At 66.4% G+C, this 12,486-nt stretch carries 10 protein-coding genes; 6 read left to right on the top strand and 4 right to left on the bottom strand.

From position 1 onward, the window contains the following. On the bottom strand, positions 1–1,239 hold the full coding sequence (locus tag D7W81_RS11690) for a hypothetical protein (protein ID WP_120555436.1): 1,239 nt from the start codon (positions 1,237–1,239) through the stop codon (positions 1–3). Positions 1,240–1,295: 56 nt separating this feature from the next. Further along, positions 1,296–1,430: a hypothetical protein gene (locus D7W81_RS44075; protein ID WP_279637812.1), complete on the bottom strand. Its 135-nt coding sequence runs from the start codon at positions 1,428–1,430 to the stop codon at positions 1,296–1,298. 385 nt (positions 1,431–1,815) lie between these two features. Here D7W81_RS44075 and D7W81_RS11685 point away from each other — a divergent pair, with 385 nt between their 5' ends. Both D7W81_RS11685 and D7W81_RS11680 read left to right on the top strand, forming a co-directional pair. Next, complete coding sequence (locus tag D7W81_RS11685; protein ID WP_120555460.1) at positions 1,816–2,268, top strand: YciI family protein; 453 nt, start codon at positions 1,816–1,818, stop codon at positions 2,266–2,268. 146 nt (positions 2,269–2,414) lie between these two features. Continuing rightward, positions 2,415–2,840 (top strand): immunoglobulin-like domain-containing protein, encoded by a 426-nt coding sequence (locus tag D7W81_RS11680; RefSeq protein WP_147445440.1) that lies wholly within the window; start codon positions 2,415–2,417, stop codon positions 2,838–2,840. A 68-nt stretch (positions 2,841–2,908) separates the two neighbouring features. Here D7W81_RS11680 and D7W81_RS11675 read toward each other — a convergent pair whose 3' ends face one another. After that, positions 2,909–5,080, bottom strand: coding sequence for a DUF4082 domain-containing protein (locus tag D7W81_RS11675; protein ID WP_244227147.1), 2,172 nt, complete (start codon positions 5,078–5,080; stop codon positions 2,909–2,911). Between the two features lie 294 nt (positions 5,081–5,374). Here D7W81_RS11675 and D7W81_RS11670 point away from each other — a divergent pair, with 294 nt between their 5' ends. Beyond that, the gene (locus D7W81_RS11670) at positions 5,375–7,558 is read left to right on the top strand and encodes a Kelch repeat-containing protein (protein WP_244227145.1); all 2,184 of its coding nucleotides are present in this window, start codon (positions 5,375–5,377) and stop codon (positions 7,556–7,558) included. A gap of 56 nt (positions 7,559–7,614) precedes the next feature. Here D7W81_RS11670 and D7W81_RS11665 read toward each other — a convergent pair whose 3' ends face one another. After that, a complete protein-coding gene (locus D7W81_RS11665) occupies positions 7,615–8,379 on the bottom strand; it encodes a hypothetical protein (protein WP_120555434.1) in 765 nt (254 codons plus the stop codon). 406 nt (positions 8,380–8,785) lie between these two features. Here D7W81_RS11665 and D7W81_RS11660 point away from each other — a divergent pair, with 406 nt between their 5' ends. The 3 genes from D7W81_RS11660 (at position 8,786) to D7W81_RS11650 (ending at position 12,380) form a co-directional block, all read left to right on the top strand. Further along, positions 8,786–9,049 carry a DUF3592 domain-containing protein gene (locus D7W81_RS11660; RefSeq protein ID WP_120555433.1) on the top strand — a complete coding sequence of 88 codons (264 nt, stop codon included), beginning with the start codon at positions 8,786–8,788 and terminating at the stop codon, positions 9,047–9,049. A gap of 142 nt (positions 9,050–9,191) precedes the next feature. Continuing rightward, positions 9,192–9,374 (top strand): hypothetical protein, encoded by a 183-nt coding sequence (locus D7W81_RS42325; RefSeq protein ID WP_120555432.1) that lies wholly within the window; start codon positions 9,192–9,194, stop codon positions 9,372–9,374. Between the two features lie 354 nt (positions 9,375–9,728). After that, positions 9,729–12,380, top strand: coding sequence for a HEAT repeat domain-containing protein (locus tag D7W81_RS11650; RefSeq protein ID WP_158621559.1), 2,652 nt, complete (start codon positions 9,729–9,731; stop codon positions 12,378–12,380). The last annotated feature ends 106 nt before the right edge of the window (positions 12,381–12,486 follow it).

Raw genomic sequence — 12,486 nt, 5'->3', positions numbered from 1 at the left:
TTACCTCGTCGGGCGGCGAACCGGAGTGCGCAGCTCGCGGATCCAGAGCGTGAGTCCCAGCGTCACCGTCACCAGCCAGAGCGTGATGACGAACACGGAGTCCAGGAAGGCATACAGGCCGCCCTGAAGCCCCGCCGCGATGGCGCGCAGGATGAGGGGGAGATAGTGGATGAGCAGCGGCACCTGGACGAAGAACACCAGCCCGAAGGCCAGCACCCGGCCGGCGAGCCAGATGACCGAGTAGCGCGCGATGACACGCCGTTCCCGCTGGGGGATATGGGATTGGTCCACCGGCGCGGTCCTGCCGCGCAGCCGTGCCAGCTGGTTGCGCAGGAAGTCCTCCGTGTCCTGCATCAAATCCTTGCAGTCGAAGTACGTGGTCAGCGCGTAATAGAAGTCCGTGCGCACGTAGAAGTAGCACTGCCACAGCAGGCGCATCCCATGGATGAACAGGAGGATGCTGCTCGTCCGGAGCATCCACTCGGAGAGGGAGACGAAGCCCTGCTGGGACGCGAGCAGCACCAGCAACACCAGCGACGCGCTGAAGGCATCGAAGAGGGGACCCGCGAGGAGCGGCAGGTACCGCTGAGCCCTGGGGAGCGCCCAGACGCCCGTCATGTCCGTTTCGGCCACCACGGTCCACATCCGGTTTCCGAAGCCCAGCCGGCACAGCACGCCCCTGGAGCGTGCCGCCACCAGGTGGGCCAGCTCATGGAACGTGAGCGTGAGCAGGCTCAGGAACGTCACGAGCAGCGACGTGGCCGTGATGTGCTCCGGGATGAAGAGGGCGCGCCAGGTCGGAAGCAGGGTGGGGTGCGTGACGAGTGCGACGAGCGCCGCGAGGATGACCGCCCCGTAGAGCGTCAGGGCTGGACGGCCGAAGAAGAAGCGGGCCACGCGCTCGGAGATGAAGGTCAGGTGATACGTCGGCTTGGAGGCCGTGGGTGAGACAGAAGGGGCCGTGGGGGAGGCGGTGCCCGGCAGGCTCACGAGGCCATACGCGGACAGGTGCTCCAGGAGCCCGTCGATATCGGGTTCCTCTCCGTAACGCGCCTCGTACCAGGCACGCGCCTCGGAAACGGTCTTGCCCAGGGCCAGTTCGTCCAGAAGTGCCACTGCTTCCAGCGGGAGGGACAGGAATTGACCGGTGGGCGTGGGACCAATGACCACCTCATCGCTTCCCGCCTGGCGCGTGAAGGGATGGATGGTGACGGACGAGGCGTGTTCGAGCCAGCTCATGTCGGGATGAAGAGGACCGCGGCCAGGGCCGCGGTCCCCCCTGCCGTGAAAGGGAATCAGCCCGCCTTGAGGGCGTCGCCGAGGATCTCACAGAAGGGCAAGCAGATCTTGCAGTCATAGAAGGCCGCGGTGGTCTTCACGGTCTCCACTTCACGGATCACGAACTTCTTCATCGGGGTCTTCTTGTTCATGTGCGGCTCCTTTTGAGTTGCGAATGGAAGTGTGAATTTCCGGAAGATTCGTGTCAATCAGGCTTACATGTAATCAATGATTTATTTGGGTCGGGGTGGATTGCCACCCATGCAAAGAGACGTCATCCCAAGAAAAAGCCCGGGCTCCTTGACGGGAGCCCGGGCAGGTCCAACTCGCCGTCAGGCGAGTGGAATTGTCATTGATTGCCCTGGAAGCGGTCGAGCGAGGGGCAGTAGGTGGCGTACCCGTGGCCGGTGAGGGCGCCGTTGCGACAGGGCCGACGTGCCGTCACTCCGCGCGTGCGACGGCCCGCTTCGCCGTGGACCCCGGCAAAGGGCGGAAAGTGGCGCGATGTCAGGCCTACCCTCTAGGGTGGCCCGCACCATGCTCACCACCACGCTGCTGCTGCTCGCCCTCACCGCCACCCCTGCCACGCCTGGCGCGCCGGCCACGAAGCCCGGGGCCCCGGCCGAGAAGAAGGTCGAGTTCGACAAGCACTACCTCGTCCTGCTCAAGCGCGCGCCCAACGCCCCCAAGATGGAGCCCGAAGCCCTCCAGAAGCTGCAGGGCGAGCACCTCGCGCACCTCAATCGCATGGGGGAGAGCGGAAAGATGGTGCTCGCGGGCCCCTTCGACGAGCAGGACGACGTGGGCATGCGCGGCGCGTGCATCTACCGCACGGCCACGAAGCAGGAGGCCCGGCAGCTCGCCGAGCAGGACCCGATGGTCAAGGCGGGCCGGCTCCAGGTGGAGGTGGTCGCCTGGTACACCGAGAAGGGCTACCTCGCCTTCCCCAAGGCGCCGCCCGAGGAAGCGCCGAAGCCCAAGCAGAAGTAGCGCCCGGGGGCTCAGAGATCCGTGAGGTCCGAGGGCCGGGCTCCGGATTTCCGAGAGGTCCTCCCGTGCAATCCCCCGGGAAGACGGAGGGATGCGGATGGCCCGGCGGCTGCAACAGCGCCGGGCTCATTCTCAGGAGGACGCAAATGCGAGTCATGCTTCCGTTGATGGTCCTCACCACGCTCCTGGTGGGCTGTGGTGAGATCGAGGCCTCCCTTGCCACGGACGCAACGGAGTATCAGCCCGGTGACACCGTCCAGCTCGTGCTCCAGAACGAGGGCACTCGCGAGCTGGGCTACAACCTCTGCGTCGTCCGGCTCGAGCGCCAGGAGGACAGCGGGTGGACCCACACGCCGCACCTGGGTGAGTCCGAGGCCTGCCCGCTCATGCTTCACACGCTGGATCACGGCAAACAGGCCCAGGGCACGCTGCGGCTCCCCACGGAGCTGCGGGCCGGCGAGTACCGCATCGTGCACGAGGTGGACACCCTGCGGACCGACTCCCAGGGGCGGACCGTCCACGAGCCGGTGACCAGCAATCCCTTCCGCGTCAGCGAGGACGGGGCGCCGTAGGCCGCCACATGCCTGCCTCCGGTGTGGAGGCAGGCGCGGGGGACGGGGCAGGGCGCCCCGTCAACGGCTCAGGGCAGGGGCGACAGCTGGATGTTGTCGAAGTTCGTGTCCCAGCCGTTCGACGTCGCCAGCGTGACGGACGAGCAGGAGCCCTGCCAGTTCGTCACGACGTGGGTCACCTGCCCCTGCGTCAGGTTGAAGGTGCGCGTGGGCTGGTTGAAGCAGCTCACGGTGAGCGTCGCGCCCGCGTCCCAGGTGAAGGCGTCGAGGCCGACGACGGTCCGCTCCCCGTAGATGAGGAGCTCCCCCTGGTTCACACCCCCGCCGTTGAACGAGACGCTCTTCGTGGTGAACCCGCCCCACGGCGACGCGAGGTACCACTTGTTCTGCAGGAAGTAGAAGGGGCCGAGGGGGCCGGTGATGGCCTCGTCCGCACCGTCGAAGCCATCGAAGGTGACCAGGTTCGTCGCGGCGCCCACGGGGATGGTCAGCGTGCCGGTGTTGTTGCCCGGAACGTTGTCCGTCTCGGAGGCCGTGACAATCGCCTGGAACTGGAACGTCCCGGCGACCGAAGGCACCAGCGTCATGCGGACGACGGCGTCCTGCCCGGCGGGCAGGCTCGCGATGTCGCAGTGCATGTTGTCGTTGGTGTAGTAGCCGCACGTGCCCTCCGACGCGGTCGGATAGAAGGTGAAGGGCGCGAGGCCCGTGGGAACGGGGACGTCGAGCGTGACGTTGGTGGCCGCCCGCGTGCCGTGGTTCGTCACCGTGATGTCATAGACGAGCGCTTCGCCCCGGACGCCCGACCCGGCGGGGAAGGCGTGCTGTACGGACACGTCGACCGGGGACGCGTTGCCCGTCGCGGGCACGAAGGCGACGTCCACCCAGAAGTTGGCGTTGTAATAGGTGTCCGTGGGGAAGGCGCTGCCATTGAGGTGGCGCACGCCGTTGCCGCCGGCGGTGACCGCGGACGGGGCGTGCAGGGGCGGCATGTCCACGCCCGCGCTGGTGAAGTAGTTGCTCGTGATGGCGGGGTAGCCCCCGGGCGCGAAGTACGACACGACGTAGGTCGTGTTCGCGGCGATGCTCACCGGCGTCGGGAACGCCAGCTCGCGCCAGCCGAAGCCGCCCTCCACGGGCGCCGTCGCGGTGGTGCCCAGCAGCGTGCCGGTGGCGCTCCACAGGTGGCCCACGGCCGGAGGAGTGTCCATGCCGCTCTTGTAGTAGCGGACCTTCGTCACCGTGCCCGCGACGTCCGAGTGGAACTTCAGCCCCACCTCGGCCGGCGTGGCGTCCCCGTTGATGAACTGCGGATCACCCGTCACCACGTTCCAGAAGCTGCAGGGATTGCAGCTGGTGCTCGCGAGCGTGGTGGCGGTGACGGTGGCGGACGCGGGCCCCACGTTGCCGGCGGCGTCACGGCCACGCACGGTGTAGCTATACGCGGTGGCGGGCGTGAGGCCGGTGTCACGGAAGCTGGTGGTGGTGCCGGGCAGCTCCGCGAGGAGCTGAGTGCCCCGGTACACCAGATGCCAGCGCGCGTTGCCCTGCGTCTCACCCGAGCCGTCCACGGAGGCGTACCAGGTCAGGTCGATGGCGGTGGAGGAGTTGGGCGTCGCCACCACGTTCGTGGGCGCCGTCGGGGGCGTGGTGTCATTGGGCTGGAAGGCCACGTCCACCCAGTAGTTGCTGGCCTGGAAGCTGTTGGTGGGAAAGCCGCTCGTGCCGTAGAGGAAGAGGCCGTTGCCGCCCCCCGTCCCGCTCGCGGGCGCGTGCAGGGGCGGCGCATCCAGCGCGGACGCGAAGCCATTGCTTGTCACCGCGTAGTGCCCCGCGGGCGCGTAATACGAGACGACGTAGTCCGTGTTCGCGTTGATGGACACCGGCGTGGCGAAGCGCACCTCCTGCCAGCCCGAGGCCGTCTCGCCCTGGAAGGTGGCGGTGGCCAGCCGCGACCCTGACGCGGACCACAGGCTGCCGGTGTGCGTGCCCGTGTTGCCCGCGCCCTTGTAGAAGCGCACGCCCTTGATCTGCCCGGGCGCGTCGCTGCGGAAGCGCATGCCCAGCTCCACCGCGGCGCTGTCATTCGCGGCCGCCACGGCCGGTACCGCGGAGGCGCTGAAGAGGGCGCGCTCACCCGTCAGCAGCGGCTGCGCGGCCTCCTCGGTGCGAGGTGCCTCCGGTGCCGCCGGCTGCGAGGGGCCGCAGCCCGCCTGGACCCAGGTGAAACCCACGACCATCGTCGTGATCCATCGTGATGCATGTCGAAGCACTTCGGACTCCTTGGGGGGAAAGGACTGGAAGTGAAATCGCACACTGCGGGATTTCATGGAAGAAGGGTCCTTCCGGGCTTGCGGTTGAAGTCTTGAGGCTCAAACCTTTCCGGACCGCGCCTGGGTCGGGGTGAACCGCCCCAGCAAATGGCAGACATGGGGGCTTGTGCTTGTCACGGCAATGCCCTGGGCCTCAGGATGCGCGCGCCCGTCCGGATGGCCCACCCGGCCACGACGCGGCCTCCTCAAAGGCTCCCATCCATGAAAAGACTCGCAATCCTTCCCTCTCTTCTCCTGGCCCTGTCGTCCGTGGCCTGTGGCCCGGACGCGCCAGTCGCGTCAGACGCGGCGTCCGGCGTGACGGGCGCGCAGCGCTCTGCGCTGGGAACGCCCCAATGGCACTCCACCGGCAGCCTGCTGACGGCCCGGTCCAATTCGAGGGCCACGCGGCTGGCCTCGGGACAGGTCCTCATCACGGGCGGCACCGGCGCGGGCGTGCCCCTGAGCAGCGCGGAGCTGTACACGCCCGCCACCGGCACCTGGACCGCCACCGCGGCGATGACGTCCCTGCGCTCCGGCCACACCTCCACCCTGCTCTCCAACGGCAAGGTCCTGGTGGCCAACGGGTACGCGGGCGGCGGCGCGGGCGTGTACCTGGCCAGCGCGGAGCTGTACACGCCCACCACCGGCACCTGGACCTCCACCCCCACCAGCCCCCGCGCCCGCAGCGAGGGACGGGACGTGGTGCTGGCCTCGGGCAAGGTGATGATCACCGGCGGCGCCGGCGCCATCGGGTCCATTGCCCTGGTGGATCTGTACGACCCCTCCACCAACGCGTGGACCGCGGGCCCCGGCATGCTCGCCAACCGCGCCCGTCACACGGCGACGCTGCTGCCTTCCGGCAAGGTGCTGGTGACGGGCGGCGTCGGGCGGTTGGGCGCGATGGCGACCACGGAGCTGTACGACCCGGCCACCAACTCCTGGAGCTACGGCCCGTCCATGGGCCAGTCGCGGAGCTACCACGCGGCGACGCTGCTGCCCTCCGGCAAGGTCCTGGTGGCGGGCGGCAACGGCAGCCTCACCGCGCAGCTCTACGACCCCGCAACGAACACCTGGGCCAACACCGGCGCCATGGCGCAGACGCACTGGAACACCACCACCACCGTCCTGCTGCGCTCGGGCAAGGTGCTCCTCTTCGACAGCGACGGCCTGGCGGAGCTGTATGACCCGGCCACGGACACCTGGAGCGCCACGGCCAGCCTGCTCCTCGGCCGCAGCTCGGCCCCCGTCGCGCTGCTTGCCTCCGGGCAGGTGCTGGTCGCGGGCGGCATCGACTCCGTGGCTTACAACACCCAGGCCAGCGCGGAGCTGTACGACGCGGCCCAGCTCACCTGGAGCGCCACCGCGCCGCTGGCCACCAACCGCTGCGGCCACACCGCCACCGCGCTGGGCTCCGGCGAGGTGCTGGTCGCGGGCGGCACCGACAGCGTGACCTACGACACCCTGACCAGCGTGGAGCGGTACGACCCGGTCACCCGGACCTGGACGACGGTCGCGAGCATGACGGAGCCCCGCTCGGGCCATGTCGCGGTGCGGCTGGCGAATGGCCAGGTGCTCGTCGTGGGCGGCAACCTGTACAGCACCGGCACCACCGCGGAGCTCTATGACCCCGCCACCAACACCTGGACGGCCACGGGCAGCCTGCTCACCGCGCGGTCGGGCTTCACGCTGACCGTCCTCGCCACGGGACAGGTACTGGCCGCCGGAGGCCGCGGCGATGGCGGCATCTTCACGACCAGCACCGAGCTGTACAACCCCGCCACCGGGACGTGGTCCGCCACGGGGAACCTCTTCACGGGCCGCATCAACCACTCCGCCGTCCTGCTGAGCGACGGGCGCGTGCACATCGCGGGCGGCTACTACATGGTCAACACGACGCTCACCCGGCTCAAGAGCACGGAGACCTACTCGCCCTTCAGCGGCACCTGGTCGACGAGCGGAAACCTCGCCACGGCCCGCAGCAGCTTCACGATGCACCTGGTGGGGACGGGCACCCCGCTGGTCGTGGGCGGGCTGTCCGGCTCCTCCATGCTCACCAGCCACTATTCGCTGGCGACGGCGGAGAAGTTCCAGCCGGTGGGCGGATGGGTCTCCGCGGGGACGATGACGGCGCCCCGGCATGCCCATGCGAGCGCGGTGTTGCCGTCCGGCGCGGTGCTGGTGGCGGGAGGAACCAACAAGATTGGCGGCTCCACCACGTCGCTCTACCAGTCCAGCGCGGAAGTCTATGAGCCGGCCACCAACACCTGGTCGGCCACCGCGAGCATGCTCGCCACGCGTTCGGGCTTCACGCTGACGCCGCTGTCCACCGGCGAGGTGCTGGCCGTGGGCTGCACGAACGTGGTGAGCCCCGAGGGACCGTCCGCGGAGCTGTATTCGCCGTGAGCTGAACCGAGGTGACGCGGGTCCGGCTGAGTGGCCGGGCCCGCGGCAGTCGGCTGCTACCAGATGCAGGAGAGCCCGGCGGAGAACAGCGGCACGGAGACCAGCGCGCCAGCCGGAACCTCGCTGTGCGCGGGGTCGGCCGTGACGGACTTCCTCATGGTGGTGGAGCTGCTGTTGATGTACCCCAGGGTGTACACGGTGCTGCTCGAGCGCTCCCGGAGGTTCGCTCCGCACCAAGGCTCGTGCGTGGTGCTGGCCAGCGTCCCGAGCGGAATGACCTTCACGCTGGACCCCCCGCCGAAATAGTCGAGGTCCGCCTGGCTGGTGATGGGGTACTTCGCGCCAGCCACCCAGAGATAGACTTGGCTCGTCGAGCGCTCCTGGACCAGGACCCTGTGGGAGTAGTTGATGAAGGGTCCCCGCCAGTCGCTGTTCGGGATGTCATTGACCATCCGCCAGTCATCCCAGAAGGCCAGCTCCGTGGGCGACGGAATCCACCAGTACGCGTCCCCCACCACGACGTAGATCTCCGCGGTGCCCTTCTGGCGGATCAGCGTGCCGTCCTGGGGAATCTGTGTGTACGAGTCGATGGTGGCCTGGGGCAGCGCCACGGTGGTGGCGCCGGAGTACAGGGAATGCTGCGCGGGAGGGATGTAGAACCGGGCGCCCCCCGCCACCAGGTAGCGGTTGCCATTGTCGGTGCTGAGCAGGAGCCACCCGTCCGGCACGGACGTGTAACCCGCGAATGCCTGAGCGCCGAAGAGGCCCAGGCACACGGCGAGCCAGCGAGGAAGGACTGCGAGGAACGAGAACGCACGCACAGGGTCTTCTCCGTTCAAGAGGGTGCTCCGGAGAAGTACCGGGATGGACAGACACGGGACATCGCCGTGCCGCCAGTGGCCCCAGGCGTGTGGCGAAGCGGCCCAGGGCGTGGGCAGGCTGGCCTGGACCCCCGGTCGACGATTCAAGGAGGATGCTGTTTCCACAATGCCAACGCTCTTCTCTTCATGGATGTCCGACCCGGGTGTGCTGCTCGCCACCCCTGATTCCGGGGGCTGCTCTGGATGTTCATGCCTGGCGTGGCCATCCTCGCGGTGGTGGCCTACCAGTCGATGAAGCTGGTGCGCTTCCATCGAGGCGCCTTCCGGGGGCCGGCCGAGGTGAGTTGGGTCCAGGGAGGCGAGGACTTCGAGCACTACTTCAAGAAGGGGGGGCAACAAGCTGGTCATGTTGGGCGACAAGGAGTTCCGCCGCAGGCACCTGTTCGGGCTCTGGGTGCTCATCCGTCCGCCCGACGAAGAGCCCCTGGAGATCGGGCTCCACGCGAGCCGGGCCGGCCAGTTCAAGCACGGAGACACGCTGGAGGTGCCCTACAACCCGAAGCAACCCCAGCGTGCGTTCGTGGCCGGGGAGAATCAGTGGGTGGGCCTGATCATCCTGGGAGTCATCGGGCTCGTGCTCCTCTGGGCTCCCATTTTCGCCGGGCTGTAGGGCCCCCGCTGGTAGGAAAAATTCTCGCGATGCCTCCTGGCGGAAAAGCCGCAGGATGGCGGACCGTTCCGCTGGACGTTGCCAAAGTCTTCCCGCAGTGAGCGAGACATGTCCTCGCCACGCTACACCCCGCAGATAACGCATGCATCGCAGCCTGTTGCTTACCTGTGTGGCGTCGTTCCGGTTGGTGACCCTGCTCGCCGCGCACGCCTGGACGGCGCCCGCAGGCTCTGCGCTGAAGATGGAGGAGCAGCACACCCTCTGGAACATCCATGGCCTCCGCACCGAACTCCGTCAGACTCGGCAGGTTCCGGTCGGAATGTAGCTCAGGAGGATCCAGCCACCGAAGGAACCATGGGGTGCCGTTTCTCATGAGCAGCGAGCGCTCCCCCTCGATGAGCCAGTTCCCCACCATGCCCGCGTGGCGGCTCTGGCATTCCCCTACGCCTCCCGGTCTACGTCGCAGGCCGTGTGCCAAGTAGGGCCGTGAGTGTCTCAAAAATCACCGCGCGAGGAATCAATGGAGTCATTTCGTCAGTCTGTGGGGAAGCTCATTCTTGCCTCAAGGAAATGGGGCGTCAGGATAGGGGGGATGGTGTCGGCCTCTACCCATCCTCGCTCGGCTGCCTGACTGGTGTACGGTTCTCCCGATATGCGAAGCGCTTGTATTGGGTGGGCGGTGTGGCTCCTCGGCTTCTCGTTGGTATTCAGCGAGGCTCGGGCCACTTCTATTGAAAGCACTCAAGGAGACAAGACTCCTCCGCGAGTTTTGGGTTGGCTTGCGTCGCTTGACGATGGCAACGATGAGGTGGCGCTCCAGGCGCTGGAGTTCATCGGTGAAGGATCGCTCAAACGCCAGCCCGCCATTCGGCGTCGGCTTCAATCGTTCATCAAGGAGCCCCGATTTGGCCGGTTCCTCAATAGCTCCAACCCCCATACTCGGGAGCGTTCGCTCAATCTTCTCCTGATCATGGGAGAACACGGCAAGGCGCAGGCCTCGCGTCTCCGTGAAATGCTGGTCGATCCGGAAACCAAGGTGCGAGAGCTTGCTGCCCGCGCGCTGCGGGCGATGGGAAGCGCTGGCGAAGAGCAGATCGCCATCCTCGGTGCGTCGCTTAAAGACCCGAATGCTGAGGTCCGTGGAGCAGCCGCCTTTGCCCTGGCGGCGATGGAGGGAGCGGCCAAGTCTCATGCTCCCAGCTTGAGTGAGTTGTTGAAGGACCCTGATGATGGGGTGCGCGGAGCGGCCGTAATGGCCCTGATGGCACTGGGGACTGACGCACGCACGCAAGCCCCCCAATTGGGGGCGCTCCTGTTGGACCCCAACGCCAAGATACGGATGGCCGCAGCACAAGCATTGATGGCCATGGGGGAAGAGGCTCGAGAACAGGCGCCTCGCTTGGGGCGCCTCTTGAGTGACTCGGAGCCGAGTGTTCGTGAAGCTGCGGCACACGCCCTAATGGCAATGAGGACGGAAGCGCGAGGGCAGGTTCACCTCCTGGCGGGCCTTGTGCATGACCCGAACGCAGGCGTTCGTATGGCATCTGCTCGGGCTCTCGGTGCAATGGGCGTGGAAGCACGAGCGCACGTACTTCAGCTCGCGATCTTGTTGAATGATCCGGACGCGGAGGTCCGCGCAGTGGCTGCCGGCGCCATGGGCTCGATGGGGGCCGCAGCAGGTGGGCAGGTCGAGCGTCTCGTCACTTTGTTGACTCAAGACGAAAACTATCAAGTTCGTCGGAATGCTGCTGGCGCACTGGGGGAACTAGGGGACGAAGCCAGGCGGCAGGTGCCGAGGCTCGAGGAGATCATCCCGAGACTGGATGCAGACCTGCGCGTTGAGATGGTCACGGGGGCCGCCGGGAGAAACATGAGGATGGACTACTCATATCTCCTTGATGTCATGACGAGTTTGCCTGTCCATGAGCGTGCATTCATCATGGCGATGTTGATTTTCCACTCGGAGTTTCCGGTGGAGCAGGCTCCTCGCTTGGTTGACCTGTTGGCTCACCCAGAAGACGATGTTCGCATGGCTGTTGCTGGACCCCTCCGTCGAATGGGGCCAAAGATTGTTGACCGGATTCCTCGGTTAATTGAATTGTTGGAGAACAAGGATGAGGATGTTCGTCGGCATGTCCTGCGTGTCTTGGAGAGCATGGGTGAGGCAGCCCAGGCGGCTGTCGATCCAGTTGGTCGCTTGTTGAAGGATTCGGACAAGGAAGTGCGCGAACAAGCCGCGAAAACGCTCGCAGCGATGGGGGATTCCGCGAAGACACATGCCCCTCAGCTCAACGTGCTTGCCGAGGAAGATGACGCCACGTCTGTCAGGCTTGCCGCATTGGAGGCGCTCGGCGCCATGAGGGAGTTGAAGGGCGAGCACGCCCCGATGCTTCTGGCGATGCTTGCGTATCAAGAGCCGTTCTCGGATGTGAAGACGCAGGAGTCGCTCCAGAACATGTTTCCATCCATGATGCAGCACCCGGATACCACGGCAGCCGAGGTGCATGCCCGGGCGGGCACCACCTTGGCGAGCATGGCACCACTGGGCATGGATGCCATCGCGGCCATTCTCGCCATGGCCAGCAAGGAGCCGCAGGGTCGCGCTGAGTGGTTGGTGCGTGCCCACATCGCGGGGGGCGGGGTGAGAAGGACGGAGCTCCTCCTGCAATGGCTGGTGGGACGGACTGCGTCGGAGCTGCCCCAAGCCCCTGCGCTGGACGATGCGCGGGAGGCGCTGATGGCGTTCAACGATCTCTGGCCCTATACGAAGGAGCATGCCGGACTGAGAGACGATCTGGCGCAGCAGATTGCCCGGGTGACGAGCCTCTTCAGTGGGCGGTGGTCAGAGTCAGATGTCGAGCTGCTCGCAGTCCATGCAATGAATCTCCAAGAGTTCTATCCCATGCATGCGGAGAACCTGCGCTCGGCCATTGGCCAGAGCGAACGATGGAGAAAGGCCACCGCATTTTTTTGGGTTCTGGTGACCCATTCTTTCTTTTGGATTCTGCTCCTCTATTTCTACCCACGGTTTCCTCAGGTGCAGGCCTTCTTCTTCTGGAGCCCGTGGGTGCGCAGGTTCACTGGATTCGGCTACGTCGGGCTCTTGCTGACCTGGGTGCCATTCCTGCGGCGCCGCTTGTTGTCGCCCTTCAAGTATCTGCTCGTAGCGGATGCCGAACTCGCGAAGTTCGACCCTGCAACCTACTTCAAGGAGTCGATGGTTTCCTCCCCAGTCTCAAGAAAGACGGAGTCGCTGACTTCGGCCATTCCGCAGTTGAAGGGGCCGAGCATTCTTGAGGGGGCTTCAGGACTAGGGGCTGTCCCTGATTAACGCAGCCAGAGAAGCATGGACGCAACGTGCAAGACGGCGAGGTAGCAGGTCGCCGTCTTGTCGTAACGAGTGGCGGCGGCGCGAAAGCGCTTGAGGTCGTGGAAGA

This window comes from Corallococcus aberystwythensis, assembly GCF_003612165.1.
Taxonomy (GTDB): Bacteria; Myxococcota; Myxococcia; order Myxococcales; family Myxococcaceae; genus Corallococcus; species Corallococcus aberystwythensis.
This window is presented reverse-complemented; position numbering and strand designations above follow the sequence as displayed.